The sequence below is a fragment of the Shewanella decolorationis S12 genome (genome assembly GCF_000485795.1).
Taxonomy (GTDB): Bacteria; Pseudomonadota; Gammaproteobacteria; order Enterobacterales; family Shewanellaceae; genus Shewanella; species Shewanella decolorationis.
On the sequence record NZ_AXZL01000064.1, the window covers coordinates 17,011 to 37,587 of the forward strand.

Consider the following 20,577-nt stretch of genomic DNA (forward strand, 5'->3'; position numbering starts at 1 on the left):
ATCTCACTGAGAAATGGATGTGCCTGTTAGGCGTTGAATTTCAATGTGTTGTAAATGCAAACTTTCAAAGGCATCCAGCAACTGATATTGAGCACTGAGTAATTCCCGATACACGTCATTGTATTGGTTGTAGCTGAGCAGACCTTTATCAAAGGCATTGCTTGCCTCAGACAGAGCTTTTTCAAGGGTTGGCACTATGTCACTGCGCACTGTATCGATAACATGTGCAGAATGTGCCATTTCCTGTAACAGCACATACAACTGGGCATCCTGAGCCTGCATTAATGCGTTTTGCTCATTGGCGAGTACATCTTGCTGTGCTTGTAAGGCGGCTATGGTTCCCGCATTACGGTCACTTGAACCCCAAGGGATAGAAATACCCGCGACTAAGCCAAAATCATCACTCGCCTCATAGCGCCTCACGCCAGCGGTCACTTGCCACTGCGGCTTAGCTTCTATTCGTGCGAGCTCCATTTGCGATTGAGCAATGCGTTGCGCAGTCGCAAACTGTTGAAAACGAGGATGCTTTTTTAACAAGTTAAGCTGACTGTCAACTGATGGCACAGCAGGCATATCAAGCAGATTGCCGTTGAAACGATAGGATGCCTTAGGCTTTCCCCACTGTGATGCCAATTGATATTGGCTGGCTTTGAGTTCATGCTCGATATCTTCGACGGCCAAGCCACGACGGATAAGCTCAGCCTTTGCCAACTGTGTTTCAACCGCAGAACTCTTTCCCGCTTGCACACGTTTAGCAACGGTTTTGACAACCTCTTTTGCCTGCTTTTCTGCTATCAGATTGAGCTTGAGGCGTTCTTGCTTCACTAACAAATCAATAAAATGTTTAGCCACCTGTGAAGACAAATCCAAGGCTTTGATTTGTTTTTCTATCTCTAATTGAGTGGCCTCTGTTTTAGCCGTGTTAACACGACTATCAATCAAATCTTGTTGCAGTAACCATGAAAAACTGAGCGTAGATTGCATACTTTTCAGAGCACTGTGTTCACCAGTACCCAGGGCATCCTCAATCATCAAACCTATTTCAGGCCGCTCACCGACACTTGCCTGCTGTATTCGCCCTTCCATCACGCGCTGCTGCGAGTTGAAAATCTGTAATTCTGGGTGTTGCTGAAGTGTCAAAGTCACAGCATCGGCTAAGGTGAGTGTTTGTGGCGCTTCATTCGATACCGCAACGGCAGGGAATACTAAACACATTCCTAGCACAATGGCGGAAAACCGATAGCTAATCGGTTTTTTAGTTCTGACGTTAAAAAGCAAGTCTCTCATTCCCAATCCTTAATTAATGGGTGAAGAAGGTTTCGATAATGTGGTGAAGGCTATCGACAGTTGAAGCGGTTAAAAGTGGGACGATGGCTAAGAATAACAACGTTAAACTGATCGCCAATCGGGAAGACGTTAACCTAGGTTGAATCAGTCGCTGTACTCGAACACTGGTTTGATCGTTACCGAAATAACTTGTCTGTAAACCATCACAACCAAGAGTTACGCTTCGCTGCATTCGAGCTACATTTATCAAGGCTTGAGCGACATCTAGATTGTCATGCTCAGTGGTCACAGCATGATCTGCAAGCTGTTCAGTCAACAGGGTAAAATGTCCGATTAAATTGCGTTTGGCCGCTTTCGGATAAAAACCAGCAAATGCAGCAAAGATGACTTTAAATAAAGGGTCTCGAGCCACGACATGCGCCATTTCATGTCGAACAATAATATCGAGTTGCTGTTCTGTAACCTTTTCTTGCAATCCTGTGGTCAGGTAAATCTTAGGGGACACTAGACCTGTGGTGAAGGCCGCAGGAATTGCTTGTGCTAACGAATAATAGCGCTGCTGAGTTATAGTCACCTGAGGTTGGAACTCTGATAATCCAATCAGAGATGCCATTGTTGATGATTGCTTTTTACGTACATAAATGGTCGAGATCATCGACCATATCAAATAACCGAAGGCCGACAACAAGGTAAAAGCATGCCAACTGCTGAAGCTAAAGATGTCGACGTGATGCCAATGAGCGAATTCATTTAACCAAGCAGTAGAAAACAACTCTTGCTGCCTTGGCCAGAAAAAGGCAGCACAGCTTATGGCTACCCACCAAGGTACAGTAACCAAAGCCCATAGGATAACTTTACGTAACCTAAAAGTAAGATGCTCGAATCTTGGCAAAGTTAATCGTAGGGCGATCGAGATGCACGCAACACTGATAGCAAATGCCAGCACTGCAACACTCAATAAATTTAGTGCTATCGCTAAATCGCCAACAAACATAACCCTAATTATCCTTTCCGAAGTTTACGTTGTTCTTCAATTAAATGTTCTAGCATATCGAGTTGGGCATCATTCAGATTAGCTGATGCGGAACTAAATGCCGCAATGAGACTATGCTCACCTTCTTCGACAAAGTCGCTAGTGATATTGGTAATAAGTGTAGCGATCAACGCTTCTCGGTCGACTTTTGCCCTGTAAAAATAGGCATGTCCTTGCTTGGTTCGACTCAGCAATCCTTTTTTAAATAAGCGTTCTAAAGTGCTCTGAATGGTATTAAGAGAGTTCCCTCTAGAGACACCAAGCACAGCATGTACTTGCTTTGCATCAGCTTCAGATTCTGTCCACAGATGCTGCAAAACCTGTTTTTCTAGTTCACCTAACTGCATAACACTTTTCTCTTTCCATAATGAACGATATAATGACAGAACAAAAACCGATAGGCAATCGGTTTTTGTCTATTCAAGGAGAGGACACTATGGGCTGGTTAATTACGAAGTATCTGATCACAGCTGCTATAGTCGTCGCCGCTTCTGAGCTTGCTAAGCGCAGCGATAAACTAGGAGCGCTCATCGTCGCGCTACCATTAGTCACTATTTTGGCAATGATTTGGCTCTATGTTGAAAAACAGCCAATGGAGAAAATAGCAAACCACGCGTGGTACACATTTTGGTATGTTGTACCGACTTTGCCTATGTTTTTGATCTTTCCCTCTTTATTGCAGCGCTTTGATTTTTGGCCATCCTTACTCATTGGTGTAGTGATAACCGTACTTTGCTTTGGGCTGTTTGCACTGCTCGTAAAATTATTTGGGATAAATTTAATCTGAAAGCACAGTATTCTTAATGAGAGGGGCACTCTTTCAGATTACTAAAATTTGGTCAATCAACGATTATTTATTATGACTTTTTGAAGGCGGCTAAATCGCTTTGGGGCATAAACGTGCCAGAACTGGTCTTGCCTGACACGAGTTTGGACCAAAGCACATGAGGCCAAAGCTCACGCAAAATGCCAGCGTGTTGCGCATGAAACAGACTAGGCAAGTATGATTCACTAAAATGTGGGCCTAATTAGCAATGGTAAATGGCTCTGTGTTGATTACTATAAATCAAAAGTGTACAATGTACACCTTAAGAGTAGCATAAGGATTTTGATTAGTGAGCCATGCTATTGAGTTTGTCGAAACCTCGATCTTTACAAGACAGATCAAAGAGCTTGCAACAGATGACGAACTAAAGGATTTGCAAGCAGAGCTTATTGCTCAGCCAGATAAAGGCGATATTATCAAAGGCACAGGTGGCTTACGAAAGGTTAGAATGGCTGTAGGCAACAAAGGGAAGAGTGGCAGTATACGAGTGCTATACGTCCTTGCTCTGGCCGACAAGATTTACCTGGTACTCGCTTATCCAAAATCAGTTAAAGAGAGCCTAACAGCGGAAGAAAAGGCCAAGTTAAAACAAATCGTTCAATCACTTAAAGGAGAGAGCAAATGAGTATATTTAACGAACTTCAAGCCTCCATTGAGGAAGCTGTAGAAATTCATCATGGCCTCAAAAAGCCCGCCAGAGTAACGCGTTATGAGGTTGCCGACGTTAAGTCAATCCGTGAAGATTTACTTAAAGTCACTCAGGCCGAATTTGCTGCGACTATGGGGGTCAGTTTAGACACAGTTAAAAGCTGGGAAGGTAAACGCCGCAATCCAGCAGGATTGGCAGCTAAAGTGCTTGCAACGATTCAGCAAGATCCCAAAATCTACGCTGTTCTTGCTGCTCATTAATATTATTCAAAGGCTCTTCTTGGGCCGTTGAATTAACCAACATCTTAAGCATTCGGTAGGTTTGCTATACCGTGGTGATGAGAAGAAAGCGTTGGAAGGAATAAATTATGACCTTTGTTCTTGTTGATTATATCTTAGTATCATCCCCGTTGCTGTTAGTGGTAGCTTTAGGTGTAATGTATTTTAAAAATCATCATAAAGACTCTAACTAATCAAATTTTCATTATAAAAAAGCCTTGTAAAAACAAGGCTTTTTTATGCCATAAATTTGGTTTTGTTATCTAATCCCCCCGATTTGAAAATCGTCCGGATAGTTAAAAAGCAAAACCGGTCAAAAAATTTATAAAACAATTTTGCATTGCAAAATTATCTACGCCTTCTAAAAAAAGCACTTGGCAGATAAAACAATGGAAATAACACAGTATAAACAACCGCATACAATGCACTGTGCGGCTTTTTTGAAGCAAAATATTTACAATAACCCCAATAGCCGATCAGCGTAAAAGTAAACGAAACGGAAGCCGCCACAAGATATTGGCTCGATAGGGTGACATCGGACTCCTGAATCGCAAGCCAGGCAAAACCCAGCATACAAGATGAGATGATCACACACGGCAACGCATGGGCCCAAAACGCATTCAACGATGCTTTATCCATTAAAAACAACCTCTCGACTACAATTTATGCTTCTCTAATCATTGAAAAGCCATGCTTAATCCCACTAAGGCACTCTCTTTCAATATGCTTTTCACTACCCGTTAATGAGGCAATAGCTATGCCGTTCTCATTAGCCAAATCACATACCTCAATATCCTTCTTAGGAAGATCACTTAATGCTGTCATTAGCCTAGTTATGAACATTTCAACATCAACTCGATTTGATGCCGTGGCTTGTTCACGCAAGTAAGCCTCAAGAACGGCAGGATTGGCGAGCGCGGCAGCTTTAACTTCTGCAAATGGAATACCTTTAACTTTGTTATTCACTATTCACTACCTTGATTTTGTAACTTTTTCAAAAATTGAGGTTGCTTGATTCAATTATCACAGGGAAGAAATTGAGCACCAGAATGGAGCGAATATATCCAAGTGAATAGGGCAGCCTGATTTATCAAGGTAGGCCTACTTCACACATCCTGCCCAGTATTATGTTCCGCATTTATCCATGTTTTTTACGGTTATTTAGCGGTTTCAGTGCGTAAAAGCTCAACCCTACAAAAAACCGCTATAAACCTGAACAATACGAAGAAAAGCCGTGGTATATCAGTGGTAAATACGCGCTATATACTGGCTATATACCTTCCATGCCCTACATCCTACACGGGATAATCAATACGTCTCAATATGGTATCCGTCATATAGAGTTTTATGACCTCATTTTGATACGTATTTACTCAAATTTGATTTTGAAACAAAATCAAACTCAGATTGGCTATAAGCACAGCATGACAATTGGAGCCCAATCGGTGTAATGTCGGTTTATATCTTTTATGTTGAGGTTTGCAGTAAGAATCATGTCAGTACGATTATCTGATGGAATAGAGCAAAATCGAATACAGCTTGATCAGTTAACCGATAGAACGGCATCTTGGCTGACCAAGCAAACAATTCAGGATGATCTAGATCTGGAAGCGTGGAAAATAGCCGAAATCCATGCCGCGCTATGCGAAGCGGATGCTGGTGATTTTGTGTCAGAAAACGAAATGAACGCCAAGTTTAAGCGTTGGGGGGAATGAATACAGATTGAGTTAGAACTATTCTTTAAAACCTTTGTATAAGACCACTCCGGATGCGATAACTAAACCGAGTGTCACGAACATGACGAAGATAGACCATAGTTGTAGTTCACTCATAATATACCTCTGCTCAGTTTATGTTCTTCCGCGCTGTTAATATTAACAACCACCCCATGAAGGAGCAATGCAAATTGCCCTTACGCTAAGATAAAAAATGCTTATCTAAAGGGGTAATTTTGCAACTCATAAATGACCGTTAATGCTGAAATCATGCTCACGTTTTTTTGCATTGCAAAATTATCTCTCGAAAATGATGCTAAAAAACAGCAAATACGGCCCACCCTTTTGGCCCTTATTTTTTGCATTGCAAAAATCCATTGCATTTAACGCGCCTGTTTCACGGTGTTGCACTGTGCAACACCGCCTAGAACGGCATGGTTTTAAAGCTAATATTCTGCTTATTGTCATCGAGCGAGCGCAGATACACCGGCTCAGATTCCTGCCCATTTTTATAATGGCTATTCAGGTAAGCGGTCTCGTCTAAGTGGGTGATCAGCGCCTTGATCACCTCTTGGTACTTCTCAGGAACCCGCATCACCACTGTCTTTTCATACTTAGTTTTACGACCAGCACCTGGGCGAGCGCCGCCATGCAGCCCTTTTACAATGGCAATTTTTTCTTCTTTCATAGCTCACCTCCATTTTATTTTCATAGTAATAATCATACTTGAATAAGTTACAAAATCAAGTGATTTAACGACCTAAATACACAGCAGTAACTTGTAACCGGCTATGCCCTAACTCACCGGTTATCACAGTTCTGGCGTACCTATCAGCGGCTTGTTGCGCCGCGGGTAATGAACCAACAGAAACACCCGATACCGCCGGACATTCAAAACCGGTCAGTTCCACATAACGGCGATGAGCGTAGCTGTGCCTTAACCCATGTGCCCTATCCAATCCAATTTTTATACAGGTATTTTCATAGCGTTTCATTTGCTGCACATAACTGAGTTCTTTCGGAATAAGCGATCTGCCGGCAGCTAATGCTTTCGCCTCTGCCAATAGTTCGTGCTGAGCAGCAGTTAAAATCGGGATCGCGCGATCTCGACCGCCTTTGCACCAGGACGCATCAAGTACCAAACGATCACCCCGATCCGCTTTCGCCGGCTGGATCTTCATGGCTTCTTCACGCCGTAATCCAAATGCTGCCTGCAGGCGCAAGGACATTTGCACATACTGATCGGTTATCAAATTTAGTCGCATATCACTCAATTTTCGGCTCTTATTTTCATTGGTGACATACACTCTACGGCTAATCCCCACCGAGTCATTGGAGCGCGGTACAAGGCCATTTTTACCGATTTTTTCCGCTAACCATCGTAGATGTGCCATACGATTTTTAATCGTGCCCAGGGCAAGGCCCTCAGCTTGCCAATGAGTAACTAATGCTTCGATGTGCTTAGGTTTTAAATTATTGAGTTCAAGCCCTTTAAAACCCAAGGCAACGAGCTGTTTATCGACTAATTTTATGGTTTTGAATCGTTCTGATTTAGTCGCAAAAGAGCTTGGGTTGTGCTGCCGCAATAGCTTGCCGGCCTCAAAAAAGAAATTGGTCGCCATAATGCACCTTGAAAAAGTTACACAATCAAAAATTAGAATTTAATTTTGAGATAAAAAGCACGCCCATTCGGGCGTGTTTTAAGAGGAATATATTTCTCGAGGGCTAACAACACGGCGACCTATTTCTAGGCCATTTCGGAATTCAGTTCAGTGTTAATGCTCGTTCTGACTGCCGACACAGAAAGAACCCACCGGCAAACCGGTGATATTGAGCGAGTGTTGTTACGGGCGATTGCCCAAATGGTGTGGCTCTGTTGAGCGCAAACATCCAAATATAATGACCCATAAGCTCTGTTGAGCTTGGAGATTACTAGGTGATCAAAGAGGTTTCGTTATTTGGCATCAATGGATGCGAGGTGAAGAAACTTGACTGTACCTCATGCCAAATTACAGCGCAAGCCACTGCTTCGGCGTCACGCCTCAAAAAGCAAAAAATGACGCTACCCCCGCATGAGGAACACCATTCTGGGGTAGTGTCACTCCCTTAAAATGGAGTGACACTACCCCGCTTGACGTCATTTTTTGCTCATTGAAAGAATTAGCCACTTTGCTCTTGGTGATAGACTTCGCTAATCACCTATCGCTCAGAGGCCCTAAAATGCGTTTTAAGCAACATTTAAAAAAAATGGCATATTGCTATGCGTTTATCTTTTTAGCGTGTTTTACAGCGTTTTAACCCTGTTAGCATTGATGACAGAGATGGATTTACCTCCTTCCTGTTAGACCTGAGCGCAGCGATGCTTTTAGCGAGAAGTACAGCACGTTTATTGTTAAACGGTCGGAGACAAACGGAACTAACAGCGAGGTTTTTATTCTCGCCCCTAGCGAAGCTAGGAAATGGCGAGGCATTAATGGGTAAGGGTGGAGCCTTTAGGCGAACTAGGGCGAAGCCCTTGGTCGCGGCGCAGCCGCTGCTCTTGGGGGCGCCGGAAACGAGCGTAGCGAGGGGCAGGGCCGGCGGGGGCAAAGCCCCCTGGAGGGGTTCTTACTTCCTGAAATTTTAAAGTTTTCCACATGATTTTTACTTTGTAAGATCTTTATCTTTCTTGTTTGTATAGATCTTTCTTGTTTGTAGCTCCTCTGAACACCTTGATACACAATGATTTCAGCAATTATAGGAGGAGAGATTTACGGTGAAAAGCGCTTTATAGGAGGAGAGATTTACGGTGAAAACAGACCTGATAGGAGGAGAAATTTACGGTCATATCCACAAATTAAAGAGAAGTTAATTTACAACTATTCCACCTATCTGTAAGGTGGAATTATCCATCAACGATATCTCCTTTGTATGAATTCAAAACTTGCAGTAACGAAAGCAAATAGCCTTTTAGATGCTCGATATAGACTTAATGTACAAGCACAAAAGCTGGTTTTAGCCTGCCTGAGCAAGGTAGATCCACGACCAGATTCAACCCCGTTAAAAGAGGTCAGGTTATCAGCCCTAGAATTCTCAGAACTTATGGGGATAGATATAAAAAACGCGCATAGAGAGCTATACAAAGCGGCTGATTTACTTTTTAAATCAACCATAACGCTCTATGAAAACGGTGAAGAAATAGAACTATATTGGATTCAAGAAAAAGCAAAAAAAATTAAAGGAGATGGTGCTGTTAGGTTGGTTTGGTCTGATCGCGTATTAAAATACATAACTCAGCTAAAGAGTAATTTTACTACCTACAAATTACGCAACATCGCAAATCTTCAGTCTGCACACTCGATCCGTCTTTACGAACTGCTTTCACGTTTTAACGACAAAAATTTTAGAAACATTAGTCTAGATGGGGTCGTCTCAGAAAACGGAAAATAAAGCACGCTAAGCCGGTGGCAGCGGTCGCAATGGCCTGAACTTCCCCGCACCGACCTTGGCACTGCTGCGCCATAGGTAATCGCCGGTCAGGTTGATATGCTCCCACCCCAGCGGTGACAGATATTGCAGCAACGTGTCGTCCAGCGCCTTGCCGTGGGCACGCAAAGCACTGGTGGCACGCTCCAGATAGACCGTGTTCCACAACACGATGGCCGCCGTCACCAGATTGAGGCCGCTGGCCCGGTAGCGCTGCTGCTCAAAACTGCGGTCGCGGATTTCACCCAATCGGTAGAAAAAGACGGCCCTGGCCAGCGCGTTGCGCGCCTCGCCCTTATTCAGCCCCGCATGGACGCGGCGGCGCAGCTCCACGCTTTGCAGCCAATCCAGAATGAACAGCGTGCGCTCGATGCGCCCCAGCTCGCGCAGGGCGACGGCCAAGCCGTTTTGGCGCGGATAGCTGCCGAGCTTGCGCAGCATCAGCGAGGCCGTCACCGTGCCCTGCTTGATCGAAGTGGCCAGCCGTAGGATTTCATCCCAATGAGCGCGAATAGCCTTGATGTTCAGCCTGTCGCTGCTAATCATCGGCTTGAGTGCATCGTAGGCAGTATCGCCCTTGGGAATGAACAGCTTGGTGTCGCCCAGGTCGCGGATGCGCGGCGCGAACCGGAATCCCAGAAAGTGCATCAGGCCGAACACATGATCGGTGAAGCCCGCTGTGTCGGTGTAGTGTTCCTCGATACGCAAGTCAGACTCGTGGTACAGCAGGCCATCGAGCACATAGGTCGAGTCGCGCAAGCCGACGTTGACCACCTTGGCGCTGAAAGGCGCGTATTGGTCGGATATGTGAGTGTAGAAAGTCCGTCCTGGGCTGCTGCCATATTTCGGGTTGATGTGTCCCGTGCTCTCGGCCTTGCTACCAGTTCTGAAATTCTGGCCATCTGACGATGATGTGGTGCCATCGCCCCAGTTTTCGGCGAAAGGTTGTCGAAACTGCGCATTCACCAGCTCGGCCAGTGCCGTCGAATACGTTTCATCCCGGATGTGCCAAGCTTGCAGCCACGACAGTTTGGCGTAGGTCGTGCCAGGGCAGGACTCAGCCATTTTGGTGAGTCCAAGATTGATGCCATCAGCCAGGATAGTCGTCAGCAGCAAGGTTTTGTCCTTGGCCGTGTCGCCGGTCTTCAGGTGCGTGAAATGCCGGGTGAAGCCTGTCCACTCATCAACTTCCATCAGCAGTTCGGTAATTTTTACGTGTGGCAGCAGCATCGCCGACTGGTCGATTATGGCTTGTGCAGTCTCCGGCACTGCCGCGTCCAGCGGCGTGATCTTCAGGCCGGACTCGGTAATGATGGCATCCGGCAGATCATTGGCCGCAGCCATGCGGTTGACGGTGGTAAGCTGCAGTTCCAGCAATGCCAGTCGGCCGTGCAAATACTGATCGCAATCGGTGGCCACTGCTAGCGGCAATTCGTTGCCCAGCGTCAAGGTGGTGAATTTCTCGACCGGTACTAGGTACTCATCGAAGTCCTTGAACTGCCGCGAACCCTGCACCCAGACATCTCCTGAGCGCAGCGCGTTCTTCAGCTCCGACAGGGCGCACAGCTCGTAGTAACGCCGGTCAATGCCATCGTCCGTGAGCACCAATTTGGCCCAGCGCGGTTTGATGAATACGGTCGGCGCGTCGGCGGGCACCTTGCGGGCGTTGTCGCTATTCATATCGCGAAGCACCTCGATGGCATCGAGTACGCCCTTGGCGGCTGGCGCCGCCCGAAGCTTGAGTACGTCCAGGAACTGCGGCGCGTAACGGCGCAACGTAGCGTAGCTTTCACCGATGCGATGCAGAAAGTCGAAACTCTCCGGTTGCGCGAGCTTTTGCGCCTCCGTGACGCTGGCTGCGAAGGTATCCCACGGCATTACTGCCTCGATGGCGGCGAACGGATCGCCGCCGCTCTGTTTGGCTTCCAGCAAGGCTTGGCCGATGCGGCCATACATCCGCACCTTGTCATTGATCGCCTTACCGGAAGCCTGAAACTGCTGCTGATGCTTGTTTTTGGCGGCGTTAAATAGTTTGCCAATGATGCGGTCGTGCAGGTCGATGATTTCGTCGGTGACGGTAGCTATGCCTTCAATGGCCAGCGAAACCAGAGTGGCATAGCGTCGTTGCACCTCGAATTTGGCCAAGTCGGCGGGTGTCATCTGTCCGCCCTCTCGGGCGATCTTGAGCAGGCGGTTCTGGTGAACTTGTCGCTCGATGCCTGCGGGAAGGTCAAGCGCCTGCCAAGCCTTGAGGCGCTCGATATGTTCAAGCATATGCCGAGAGTTCGGCTTGATGGGCGACTGGCGCAGCCATGCCAGCCACGTCAATTTGCTGCCGTCCTTGCGCTTGAGAAGTTCATCTAGGCGCTGACGGTGGTGCGACAACAAAGAATCGGTCAACGCCGCGTAAATTCGCCGGTTGGCACGGGTGATGGCCTCGGCGCTCGCGCGCTCGATGGCATTCATGGCGGGCAGGATGATGCTCTGCCGCCGCAGGTTTTCGACAAGGGCGCTGGCCAGCACAATGCCTTTGTCGGTCTGCAAGGCCAGTTCGGTCAATGTATGGACGGCTTGCCGGTAGTGGCTCATGGTGAAGGGCTTGAATCCGAACACCGTTTGCAACTCAACCAAGTGCTCCCGCCGTGTCTGCTCGCGCTGACCATACTCGTTCCAGCTTTCCACTGGCACCTTGAGTTGTGCGGCCACCATGCGCAACAAGGGCTGAAACGGAAGCTCATCGATGCCCAAAAAGATGCCGGGAAATCGTAAGTAGCAAAGTTGCACAGCGAAGCCCAATCGATTTGCGGGGCCACGGTGCTGGCGGATGATCGACAGATCAGTCTCGTTGAACGTGTACTGCCGGATCAGTTCGTCTTTGGCATCTGGCAGTGCCAGCAGGCTTTCGCGTTCGGTGGCGGACAGGATTGAGCGGCGCGGCATGGTCAGTCCTCCCGCAGGTACTGGTACAGGGTTTCGCGGCTGATGCCGAAGTCACGGGCCACCAAGGTTTTTTGATCGCCAGCCGCGACTCGCCGTTTCAACTCGGTAATCTGTTCGCTGTTTAGCGATTTCTTTCGTCCCCGGTAGGCGCCACGCTGTTTGGCAAGCGCGATCCCCTCGCGCTGGCGTTCGCGGATCAGTGCGCGCTCGAACTCCGCAAAAGCCCCCATGACCGACAGCATCAGGTTGGCCATCGGTGAGTCATCGCCGGTGAACGCCAGCCCTTCTTTAACAAACTCCATGCGCACGCCTCGTTGTGTCAGCCCCTGAACGATGCGGCGCAGGTCATCAAGGTTGCGTGCCAGCCTGTCCATGCTGTGCACCACCACGGTATCACCCTCGCGGACGAAGGCCAGCAGCCTTTCAAGTTCGGGACGTTGCGTGTCCTTGCCGGAAGCCTTATCGGTGAAGACCTTACCGACATCGATTTGCTCCAGTTGCCGATCAGGGTTCTGGTCGAAGCTGCTGACGCGGACATAGCCAATGCGTTGACCTTGCAAGATGCCTCCAAAGGTGAAAGTGTCAGGATGAAATCTATTACCCTTGGCAGCTTGTGTCAATAAATGCAAACTGTAATTCTATTCTGACGTAGTTTGCGCCCAGCATCTGACATCAGGTTAGGGTATAGCCTTAACTGACACCACCTCCCAGGGCCTGATATAAAGCAACACTATCGACTAGGCGTTGTGCCTGGGCCGCAACCATATTGATCCGGATTGACTGTGCCTGTTGCTGCGCGATGAGCAGTTGCAGGTAGCTGGCCGCGCCCAGCCGGTATTGCCGCTCGACCGACTGCAATGAGGCCTGTGCAGCCATATCAGCGGCAGCGAGGGCAGTCAAAGTTTGTGCATCGCTTTCCACCGCGCGCAGGGTGTCGGCGACGTTACGCAAAGACTCCAATACGACGCTCTGGTAATTGGCTGCGGCGGCATCAAAAGCGGCGAGCGCCGCTCTTTTTTCAGCGGGTAGCCCTGGATTAAAAAGAGGCTGGGTGAGCTGCGCAACCAGGCCCCACACTGCCGAGCCACCACCGAACAGGGCACCGGTGGTCAGCGCTTGAGAGCCAAGGTTGGCGCTCAGGTTGATCTGTGGGTAGAGCTTGGCGACAGCCACACCATAGTCTGCATTGGCCGCATGCAACAGCGCCTCTGACGCCTGGATATCCGGTCGGCGGCGCACCAGTTCTGAGGGCACGACGAGCGGCATCTCGACGGGCAGAGTGAAATCGGCCAGAGTGAAGGCCGGGATGCCACCCGTGCCTGGGGCACGACCGGCTAGCACCGCCAGTAGATGTTCGGTTTGTTGCAGTTGTTTACGCAGCGCAGGCAGTTCTGCCCGCGTTTGCTCCGCCTGAGCTTGTAGGCTCAACGCTTCATCAGGTGAGGCCTGACCGATACGCACGCGTTCATGGGCTAGGCGCAGTTGCTCATCCTGCGCGCGCAAAATGGCAGTAGTGGCTTCTAGTTGCGCGGCGAGGCGTGCTCGGGTAATGGCAGCGGTTGCCATGTTGCCGGCAAGGGCCAGGCGCGCAGCATTCAGTTCGAAGCGACGGTAGTCGGCGCGAGCAGCCAAGGCTTCGAGTGCGCGCCGGTTGCCGCCAGCCAGATCGAGGTTGTAATGCACGCCAACGCTGGCGTTGTAGAGGCTGAATTGACGTGCGTCTCCGCTCAACCCTTGGCTACTGGGACTCATTTGCTGGCGCTGAGATCCCAGTGCGACATCTACCTGTGGATATTGCGTCGAGCCCGCCTGTGCGGCAAGAAGCTCCTGCGCCTGTCGCAAATTGGCGCTGATGCTCGCCAGCGTCGGGCTGACATGGAAAGCTTCGTTTATCAGTCCGTCGAGTGCGGATGAACCCAAGCTTTGCCACCATTGCGTTTCGATCGGAAGCCCTTCGACTAGACGTTGTGTTTCGCCGAACTGCGTGGGAGCGGACACGGTTCTATCAGCTACCGGTGTTGCAGTGTAGCGAGCCACATCGGGTGCGGTGGGACGCTGAAAATCAGGGCCGGCGGCGCAGCCGGCCAGACCGGCGGTGACCAGACCAGCTACCAGGGAAGTTGCCGCAAGCCGTCTTTCGAGGCTGATGGGGCGCTGGCATGTTTTAGCGTGCTCCATAAAAATGCTCCACGAAAGGTTTACGGAAAGCTTGGTGGCAGCCCAAGCAGCTTTCCTGCACGTGGGCGAATGATTGGATCACCGCCTTGCCGTCGCTGCTCGCAGCAGCCAGCTTCATGGCCAGCGCCGCCTCGTGAGTCTGCGCGTCAAAGTTTCTGAACTTGGTCGCATCAGCGCCGAGGTAAGCAAGGATGCGCATTTTTTCAGTAAGCGGTGGCTCGGGGTGTGCAGCAACTTTTGGGGCGAGCTGAACGACCTGAACCCATTCCTCCTGCGAAATCGCACCGGTAATAGCCTGCATGTTGCGCCCGAGTTCCTGCATGATCTTGCGTAGCGCCAGTGGCTCAACCTGGGTAGCGTCACCAGCCCAAGCTGGCAACTGAAAACCCCATAAAAGCAGGCAGGCCGTAACGGTCAGGGTGATAGTTCCAAATGCGTGGCTGTGTTTGCGGTGGGTCATGAAATTCTCCTGTAATTCAATCGTTCTCTCATTCGAACTCCCGCCCTTCGCCAGCTTCCTCATGGGTCACGCCGTCGCGGATGTGGTAGATGCGCTTGAATGTGGGGATGATCTTTTCGTCATGGGTGACGACGATGATGGCGGTCTCGAACTTCCGTGCCATGTCGTTGAGGATGCGGATTACAGCCATGGCGCGCTCGGAATCCAGCGGCGCAGTGGGTTCATCGGCCAGGATCACCGGCGGACGATTGACCAGTCCGCGCGCGATGGCGACCCGTTGCTGCTCGCCACCGGAGAGTTGCGAGGGCATTGCGCGAGCTCGGTGTTGCACATCAAGCGCTGTGAGCAATTCCAGTGCCTTCGCGCGCGACTCTCCATTCGCGACGCCTGCAAGCATCGGCAGCAGCGCCACGTTGTCGGTGACATCGAGAAACGGAATCAGGTACGGCGCCTGGAAAACGAAACCGATCTTGTCACGCCGTAAGGCGCGCAGGTCGCGGACTTTCCAGCCATCGGCGTAGATCACTTCATCGCCCAGCGTCATGCGACCGGCGGTCGGTTCGATCACCGCACCCAGACACTTGAGCAGCGTGCTCTTGCCGGACCCGGAAGGGCCGATCAGTCCCACCACTTCACCAGGTGCAACATGCATATTCACGTCTCTCAAGGCAAAGACAGCGGTGTCACCATCGCCATACCGCTTGCTTAAACTTTCGATGTGTATCCCTTTGCCACTCATCTCAACCTCCAATGGCTTCGGCCGGATCGACCTTGAGTGCCATGCGAATGGCGACGAGGCTAGCTAGAACGCAGATCACGAGCACGGCAAAAAAACCGGCGACAGAATCCATTGGCGTGAGCAGGACATATTTTGGAAAAGCCGGTGCTGAAAAGGTGGCTGTGATCTTGCCGACCACGAAGCCAATCACGCCCAGGGCGAGCGCCTGCTGCATGATCATCGCGGCGATGGTTCGGTTGCGTGTGCCGATGAGCTTCAACACCGCGATCTCACGGATTTTGTCCATCGTCAGCGAATAGATGATGAAGGCAACGATGGCCGCGCTAACGATGGCCAGAATCACAAGGAACATGCCGATCTGCTTGGCCGAGGTGGCGATCAGCTTGCCGACGAGGATGTCTTCCATCTGTGCCCGGGTGTAGACCGTCAAACGCTTCCAGCGCTGGATGGATTCGGCAACCTCGTCCGGCGCATGACCAGGTTTCAGAGTGACCAGCACGGCATTGACGAACGCGTTGCTGCTCTGTGAAGCAATCACGGCATCCAGCAAACCTGGATCACCGGGTCGATTGAAGACCGGGTTGGCTTCGGTGCGACGCCGGCTTTGCCAGATGGCATCGTTGTCCTTGAGGAACTGGGCCTCCTGGGCATCTTTGAGCGGAATGAATACCATCGGGTCGCCGCTGGACGACACCATGCGCCGTGTCAGCCCCACGACGGTGTAATGATTGCGGCGAATGGCAAGACGATCTCCCAGTTTGAAGCCGGTGGCGATGTCGGCCACAGCCTCGTAGTGACCGCGCGTGATCTGGCGTCCAGCGACGAGATAAGGAGGCCATCCGGGTGTAGCCCCCAACGCACCGGGCGCGATGCCGACCACCATGGTGCGTACATCACTCTCGCCCTTGCGTACCTGCATGGTCAGGTAGGTCGCGTTCGCTGCCTGTGAGACTCCCGGCATGGCGAGAATGGCGCGATACACGTCATCGTTGAGGCTGGACGACTCCGCATAAGGACCCAGAGTATCCTTTTGCACCACCCAAAGGTCAGCGCCACTGTTGTCGAGCAACGCCTTGCCGTCGTCCACCATGCCTCGGTACACCCCAGCCATGACTAGGGTGACGCCGATCAGCAGACCCAGACCGATGCCGGTGAAGACGAATTTCCCCCAGGCATGGAGAATGTCGCGGCCGGCCAGGCTGATCATCGTGAAACTCCCGGGATATGCTCGACCACATGGATGCGGCTGCGCGCCGTCAGTGCCTTTTCGCTATAGGTCACAACCTGGTCCCCATTCTTGAGCCCTTCGCGCACCTGCACGTAACCATTGAGGTCGGAAGTGCCGAGCTTGACCGGGGAGAAATGCAGATCACCATCCACGATTTGCCAGACACCAACTTTATCGCCTTCACGCTGGACGGCAGCGTTGGGGATCAGTGGAGCGGCCGGGAGCGCCGGCAAGTCAACCGTGACTTCGGCCAGTTCACCCACCGGTGGCAAAGGTTCTGGTTTGTTATCGAATGTCACCTTGGCAAGCGTTTCCTCGGTTACCGCGTCGGCCTTGGGTTCCACCCGCAGCACGCGGCCTTTCAAGGTCTGGCCACCACGCGAACGCAGGACGATATGAGCCGGCAACCCCCCAGCCAGCCCCGATGCGCTGATCTGGTCGAAGCGCACATTGATCCACAAACTCTTGGGGTCGATCACTTCCACCACGGCCTGGCCCGCGACGATGGTCGTGCCGGGATCGGCATCGCGCACGGCGACTACACCGTCGACCGGCGCGATCAGGCGCAGATTGCTCCGCTGCGCGACGAGTCCTTCGCGGTCGGAGCGTGCCCGGGCAATATCTTCCCGAGCGGCGGATAGGGCGGCATCGGCGATCTGTAGTTCCTGCCGCTTGGTGGTGACGATTTCCTCGCTGGTCGAGCGCACCGCAAACAATTGCTCATAGCGGCGCGCCTGGGTCTGCGCGTAGGCTTGCCGGGCTTCTGCCTCGCGCAAAGCCGCTTCCGCCCGCTTGAATACAGACTCCTGTGAGCGCACCCGATCATCAAGGTCGACCGGCTCCATCTCGCCGAGCACCTGTCCGGCCTTGACCTGGTCGCCTACATGCACCTCCAGGCGTTTGACGCGCCCGGCAAACGTCGGCCCGATCTTGTAGGTGTAGCGCGCCTCCACCGTGCCGATGCCGAACAGCGCCGGTGTGATAGCCCGTGATTCCACGCTTGCCACCGTCACAGCGACCGGGGCGAGCGGCCCTGATCGCAGACCGACATAAATAAAAAGCACCAGCAAAGGAATGATGACGGCAAGCAGCGCTAGGGTGCGGCCTTGCAAGGGTAACTTTTTCATTGCGCACTCCTTATGCCACGCCGATAAATTGCAAAGACGCGCGGCGCATCGCGGTGCATACGTCCCACATCACCCGCCAACAGCGATTGCATGACCAAGCCCTGGATCGTGCCAATGAACAGCGTTGCCGCCGCCTCGTTGTCAAGCGAGGGAGACAACTCGCCGCAGGCCTTGCCTTTCTCGATGAGACGATGCAAACGTTCGCCGTAGCGCTGAATCAAGGTTTGCACCATGCGCTTGGCCGGTGTCGATTCGGCACGCTGAAGCTCACCAAACATCATTCTTGGCACGCCTGGGTGCTCAGCTACGAATTCGATATGACTCATGAACATCGCCTCCATGGCTGCCAAGGGCGACTCGATTCCTTGTGCGGATCGATCGATTCTGGCTAATAGGCGCTCTGCTACCCACTCCATGACCGCCTGCCAAATAGCTTCCTTGTTCGGGAAGTGCCGAAACAGCGCACCCTGGGTCAAGTTCATGTGTTTAGCGATAGCCGCAGTGGTTATCTCGCTTGGGTTTTGTGAACCGGCAAGTGCCACGACGGACTCGACAGTTACGGCACGACGCTCATCGGCCGGCAGATGCTTTGGATGGGTGTCCACGAGCACTCCTTTTAAGATAGTAATTGATTACTATCATATCACAAGAGGCAACTCAAACAAGAGAAACCTGACGTCCTCGTCAATATTTAGCGTCTGCAATGGGCTTAACGTGCTTTATTTTCCGTTTTCTGAGAGGTCCCCTTAAAACGCCTAGGAAGCGTTTTAAGCAGCTTTATTCTGATATTGATAGAACGTTTGCGATTTTAAGAAAAAAACGCTGCAAATCTTGATTTAGGACTCTTAATACCGATTTTCGCTTTATCTTTCTGCTAGACCGTGAGCGAAGCGAACTAGCCCCGCAGGGTAACGGGCTATCCGCACTGAGATGGTTAAACGGTCGAAGACAAAACCTACTTACAGCGGTGCTTTTAAATCTCGCCCCTGCCAACGGCAGGAAATGGCGAGGCATTTTTGGGTAAGGGTGGAGCCTTTAGGCGAACTAGGGCGAAGCCCTTGGTCGCGGCGGAGCCGCTGCTTTTGGGGGGCGCCGGAGCGAGCGAAGCGAGGGGAAGGGCCGGCGGGGGCAAAGCCCCCAGGAGGGGTTCTTACTCCGCAAAATTGAAAAGTTTTGCACAGCTCAGATCCAATAAGATCCATCTTTTAAGATCCTAAAAGATCCTAAGAGATCCCAGAATCGCCACAGCCCAAGCACACCAAGGGCTACAGCGGAGGTAGGTGTATTCTAATTGGGTAAATGGTGTATTCTAATTGGGTAAACGGTGTATGCTAATTGGGTTTTAGGTGTATTCTAATTGGGTAAACGGTGTATGCTAATTGGGTAAGCAACCTCTTTTTTGCACAGAACAACGCTATACATCTAGTTTATTTAAAATCAATCACTTATATAAAACTTGCCAATAAAGCGTTTCACTAGCTATCCCGCAGTTACCCACAGCTCAATAAAACTAATTGCGATACTCTGACTTTTAGCTATCTAAAATACCAAAGTGTATTCTAATTGGGTTATAAATTGGGAGGGCGGGTGTATGCCGAGTGGGTTCAAAAAACAACCAGCAGTGTATGCCGAGTGGGTAAAATTTTCACCTACAAAAAAACTTTAAGCTCAAGTTTCGAAAGGATTTACAAAGCAACCTTTGATGTACGTTACAAAAATTAAAACAACGATACTAAACCTCAATTAGGTGTATTCTAAATGGGTTTCATGGTGTACTCTAATTGGGTTATAGGCATAAGTGGCGCACATGGAACAATCAGAAAACGCATTATTACCCATACCGGTTACCGAAAACCTTTACAGCGGTAAACTCCTAACGATTAGTAGCACAACCAGTGTACAGCCTAATGTTCTGCTCAGAACAGGCGTTTTTACGCCCGTTGGCCGTAGAACGAATGCGAATGATGTTAAAGCACAAGATCTCAGTAACGATCTAGTGAGCCTCGATCTCTGCCAAAAGGAAGGCTATGACTTGGTTACAGTCAGGGGCCAACGGCTGAATATCGAAACCGATTTTAAGGTGTGGTGCGGTATTGTACTGGTGTTCAGTAAGTACGGTTATTCCTCCAACACGGTCAAACTGACTTTTTCAGAGTTCGCTAAGTTTTGCGGTTATCCCAGCCGGCGTTTTGATAAAAACCTGCGTAAACAGATCGGGGACTCGCTCGGGCGTATCCAAAGCCAAAGTTTGACATTTAGGCGCAAAAACACCGAAAAAGCGGTGCATACGGGAATGTTGTTGCGGGCCATGTATGACGGTGAAGCCGATATTGTTGAGCTAATGGCCGATGAAACCCTATGGGATCTGTATCGGTTAGACTATCAAGTGTTGGTTAGTCTGCGAGTATTGGAAAAATTGCCTCGTGCTGAGGTCGCACAGTGCCTGTATTTGTATTTCACGTCTTTACCCGAGAATCCTCACCCCGTCTCCTTTGAGCGCCTTAGAGAGCGCTTGAGGCTTGAGACGTCCAAAAAAGAAGCAAATAGGAAGATTAAGATCGGTATTCAGAAGTTGGAGTCGATTGGCTACCTGTCTGGCAGCTTCGCCGTCAAGAACGGCGAGCAATACTATCTGATTGATCAGCGTTACAA

Annotated in this window: 21 protein-coding genes; 6 read left to right on the top strand and 15 right to left on the bottom strand. The window is 50.4% G+C overall.

Annotated elements, in window-relative coordinates; genetic code table 11:
• Positions 1-3 precede the first annotated feature (3 nt).
• The 3 genes from SHD_RS09810 to SHD_RS09820 are packed head-to-tail and all read right to left on the bottom strand — an operon-like array spanning position 4 to position 2,667.
• Complete coding sequence (locus SHD_RS09810) at positions 4-1,287, bottom strand: TolC family protein (protein WP_023266966.1); 1,284 nt, start codon at positions 1,285-1,287, stop codon at positions 4-6.
• A 13-nt stretch (positions 1,288-1,300) separates the two neighbouring features.
• Positions 1,301-2,281 (bottom strand): M56 family metallopeptidase, encoded by a 981-nt coding sequence (locus SHD_RS09815; protein WP_023266967.1) that lies wholly within the window; start codon positions 2,279-2,281, stop codon positions 1,301-1,303.
• A gap of 8 nt (positions 2,282-2,289) precedes the next feature.
• Entirely contained in the window at positions 2,290-2,667 is a 378-nt protein-coding gene (locus SHD_RS09820) for a BlaI/MecI/CopY family transcriptional regulator (protein ID WP_011711700.1), read from the bottom strand.
• 89 nt (positions 2,668-2,756) lie between these two features.
• Here SHD_RS09820 and SHD_RS09825 point away from each other — a divergent pair, with 89 nt between their 5' ends.
• The 3 genes from SHD_RS09825 (at position 2,757) to nadS (ending at position 4,055) form a co-directional block, all read left to right on the top strand.
• Positions 2,757-3,107 carry a DUF3147 family protein gene (locus SHD_RS09825; RefSeq protein ID WP_037426010.1) on the top strand — a complete coding sequence of 117 codons (351 nt, stop codon included), beginning with the start codon at positions 2,757-2,759 and terminating at the stop codon, positions 3,105-3,107.
• A 328-nt stretch (positions 3,108-3,435) separates the two neighbouring features.
• On the top strand, positions 3,436-3,771 hold the full coding sequence (locus tag SHD_RS09830; RefSeq protein ID WP_011918370.1) for a type II toxin-antitoxin system RelE/ParE family toxin: 336 nt from the start codon (positions 3,436-3,438) through the stop codon (positions 3,769-3,771).
• The gene (gene nadS, locus SHD_RS09835; RefSeq protein WP_023266969.1) at positions 3,768-4,055 is read left to right on the top strand and encodes a NadS family protein; all 288 of its coding nucleotides are present in this window, start codon (positions 3,768-3,770) and stop codon (positions 4,053-4,055) included. The genes SHD_RS09830 and nadS overlap by 4 nt, the downstream gene beginning before the upstream one ends.
• A 366-nt stretch (positions 4,056-4,421) precedes the next feature.
• Here the strand turns inward: nadS and SHD_RS09840 are convergent, their stop codons facing one another.
• Positions 4,422-4,712 (bottom strand): hypothetical protein, encoded by a 291-nt coding sequence (locus tag SHD_RS09840; RefSeq protein ID WP_023266970.1) that lies wholly within the window; start codon positions 4,710-4,712, stop codon positions 4,422-4,424.
• A 24-nt stretch (positions 4,713-4,736) separates the two neighbouring features.
• Complete coding sequence (locus SHD_RS09845; protein ID WP_023266971.1) at positions 4,737-5,039, bottom strand: hypothetical protein; 303 nt, start codon at positions 5,037-5,039, stop codon at positions 4,737-4,739.
• Between the two features lie 527 nt (positions 5,040-5,566).
• Between SHD_RS09845 and SHD_RS09850 the strand changes: the two genes are divergently transcribed.
• Positions 5,567-5,788, top strand: a complete 222-nt coding sequence (locus SHD_RS09850) for a CopG family ribbon-helix-helix protein (protein ID WP_023266972.1) — start codon at positions 5,567-5,569, stop codon at positions 5,786-5,788.
• Positions 5,789-6,212: 424 nt separating this feature from the next.
• Here the strand turns inward: SHD_RS09850 and SHD_RS09855 are convergent, their stop codons facing one another.
• Together SHD_RS09855 and SHD_RS09860 are read right to left on the bottom strand one after the other, a co-directional pair.
• The gene (locus SHD_RS09855) at positions 6,213-6,476 is read right to left on the bottom strand and encodes a hypothetical protein (RefSeq protein WP_023266973.1); all 264 of its coding nucleotides are present in this window, start codon (positions 6,474-6,476) and stop codon (positions 6,213-6,215) included.
• A gap of 64 nt (positions 6,477-6,540) precedes the next feature.
• Positions 6,541-7,410 carry a phage integrase N-terminal domain-containing protein gene (locus SHD_RS09860; RefSeq protein ID WP_023266974.1) on the bottom strand — a complete coding sequence of 290 codons (870 nt, stop codon included), beginning with the start codon at positions 7,408-7,410 and terminating at the stop codon, positions 6,541-6,543.
• 1,288 nt (positions 7,411-8,698) lie between these two features.
• On the opposite strand from SHD_RS09860, the gene SHD_RS09870 reads away from it, so the two are divergent.
• Positions 8,699-9,217 carry a replication initiation protein gene (locus tag SHD_RS09870; RefSeq protein ID WP_023266976.1) on the top strand — a complete coding sequence of 173 codons (519 nt, stop codon included), beginning with the start codon at positions 8,699-8,701 and terminating at the stop codon, positions 9,215-9,217.
• Between the two features lie 6 nt (positions 9,218-9,223).
• Here SHD_RS09870 and SHD_RS09875 read toward each other — a convergent pair whose 3' ends face one another.
• From SHD_RS09875 to SHD_RS09910, 8 genes are all read right to left on the bottom strand, one after another.
• Positions 9,224-12,193 carry a Tn3 family transposase gene (locus tag SHD_RS09875; RefSeq protein WP_023266977.1) on the bottom strand — a complete coding sequence of 990 codons (2,970 nt, stop codon included), beginning with the start codon at positions 12,191-12,193 and terminating at the stop codon, positions 9,224-9,226.
• A gap of 2 nt (positions 12,194-12,195) precedes the next feature.
• Complete coding sequence (locus SHD_RS09880; protein ID WP_034377874.1) at positions 12,196-12,753, bottom strand: recombinase family protein; 558 nt, start codon at positions 12,751-12,753, stop codon at positions 12,196-12,198.
• Between the two features lie 130 nt (positions 12,754-12,883).
• Positions 12,884-14,371, bottom strand: coding sequence for an efflux transporter outer membrane subunit (locus SHD_RS09885; protein ID WP_023266979.1), 1,488 nt, complete (start codon positions 14,369-14,371; stop codon positions 12,884-12,886).
• On the bottom strand, positions 14,358-14,831 hold the full coding sequence (locus tag SHD_RS09890) for a cytochrome c (protein WP_003056106.1): 474 nt from the start codon (positions 14,829-14,831) through the stop codon (positions 14,358-14,360). Before SHD_RS09890 ends, SHD_RS09885 begins: the two co-directional genes overlap by 14 nt.
• Before the next feature lie 28 nt (positions 14,832-14,859).
• A complete protein-coding gene (locus SHD_RS09895; RefSeq protein ID WP_004393997.1) occupies positions 14,860-15,570 on the bottom strand; it encodes an ABC transporter ATP-binding protein in 711 nt (236 codons plus the stop codon).
• A 1-nt stretch (position 15,571) separates the two neighbouring features.
• Positions 15,572-16,777, bottom strand: coding sequence for an ABC transporter permease (locus tag SHD_RS09900; protein WP_004393995.1), 1,206 nt, complete (start codon positions 16,775-16,777; stop codon positions 15,572-15,574).
• A complete protein-coding gene (locus SHD_RS09905) occupies positions 16,774-17,925 on the bottom strand; it encodes an efflux RND transporter periplasmic adaptor subunit (RefSeq protein WP_023266980.1) in 1,152 nt (383 codons plus the stop codon). Before SHD_RS09905 ends, SHD_RS09900 begins: the two co-directional genes overlap by 4 nt.
• Positions 17,922-18,530, bottom strand: a complete 609-nt coding sequence (locus SHD_RS09910) for a TetR/AcrR family transcriptional regulator (protein WP_023266981.1) — start codon at positions 18,528-18,530, stop codon at positions 17,922-17,924. Before SHD_RS09910 ends, SHD_RS09905 begins: the two co-directional genes overlap by 4 nt.
• 1,202 nt (positions 18,531-19,732) lie before the next feature.
• Between SHD_RS09910 and SHD_RS09920 the strand changes: the two genes are divergently transcribed.
• Positions 19,733-20,577 (top strand): RepB family plasmid replication initiator protein (locus SHD_RS09920; protein ID WP_023266982.1); only part of this gene is annotated, 845 nt, incomplete at its 3' end.

What these genes read in the sequence shown, in the direction of transcription:
- SHD_RS09810 (WP_023266966.1), bottom strand. Translation starts at nt 1,287, where the DNA reads ATGAGAGACTTGCTTTTTAACGTCAGAACTAAAAAACCGATTAGCTAT.
- SHD_RS09815 (WP_023266967.1), bottom strand. Translation starts at nt 2,281, where the DNA reads ATGTTTGTTGGCGATTTAGCGATAGCACTAAATTTATTGAGTGTTGCA.
- SHD_RS09820 (WP_011711700.1), bottom strand. Translation starts at nt 2,667, where the DNA reads ATGCAGTTAGGTGAACTAGAAAAACAGGTTTTGCAGCATCTGTGGACA.
- SHD_RS09825 (WP_037426010.1), top strand. Translation starts at nt 2,757, where the DNA reads ATGGGCTGGTTAATTACGAAGTATCTGATCACAGCTGCTATAGTCGTC.
- nadS (WP_023266969.1), top strand. Translation starts at nt 3,768, where the DNA reads ATGAGTATATTTAACGAACTTCAAGCCTCCATTGAGGAAGCTGTAGAA.
- SHD_RS09840 (WP_023266970.1), bottom strand. Translation starts at nt 4,712, where the DNA reads ATGGATAAAGCATCGTTGAATGCGTTTTGGGCCCATGCGTTGCCGTGT.
- SHD_RS09850 (WP_023266972.1), top strand. Translation starts at nt 5,567, where the DNA reads ATGTCAGTACGATTATCTGATGGAATAGAGCAAAATCGAATACAGCTT.
- SHD_RS09855 (WP_023266973.1), bottom strand. Translation starts at nt 6,476, where the DNA reads ATGAAAGAAGAAAAAATTGCCATTGTAAAAGGGCTGCATGGCGGCGCT.
- SHD_RS09860 (WP_023266974.1), bottom strand. Translation starts at nt 7,410, where the DNA reads ATGGCGACCAATTTCTTTTTTGAGGCCGGCAAGCTATTGCGGCAGCAC.
- SHD_RS09870 (WP_023266976.1), top strand. Translation starts at nt 8,699, where the DNA reads ATGAATTCAAAACTTGCAGTAACGAAAGCAAATAGCCTTTTAGATGCT.
- SHD_RS09875 (WP_023266977.1), bottom strand. Translation starts at nt 12,193, where the DNA reads ATGCCGCGCCGCTCAATCCTGTCCGCCACCGAACGCGAAAGCCTGCTG.
- SHD_RS09885 (WP_023266979.1), bottom strand. Translation starts at nt 14,371, where the DNA reads ATGGAGCACGCTAAAACATGCCAGCGCCCCATCAGCCTCGAAAGACGG.
- SHD_RS09890 (WP_003056106.1), bottom strand. Translation starts at nt 14,831, where the DNA reads ATGACCCACCGCAAACACAGCCACGCATTTGGAACTATCACCCTGACC.
- SHD_RS09895 (WP_004393997.1), bottom strand. Translation starts at nt 15,570, where the DNA reads ATGAGTGGCAAAGGGATACACATCGAAAGTTTAAGCAAGCGGTATGGC.
- SHD_RS09900 (WP_004393995.1), bottom strand. Translation starts at nt 16,777, where the DNA reads ATGATCAGCCTGGCCGGCCGCGACATTCTCCATGCCTGGGGGAAATTC.
- SHD_RS09905 (WP_023266980.1), bottom strand. Translation starts at nt 17,925, where the DNA reads ATGAAAAAGTTACCCTTGCAAGGCCGCACCCTAGCGCTGCTTGCCGTC.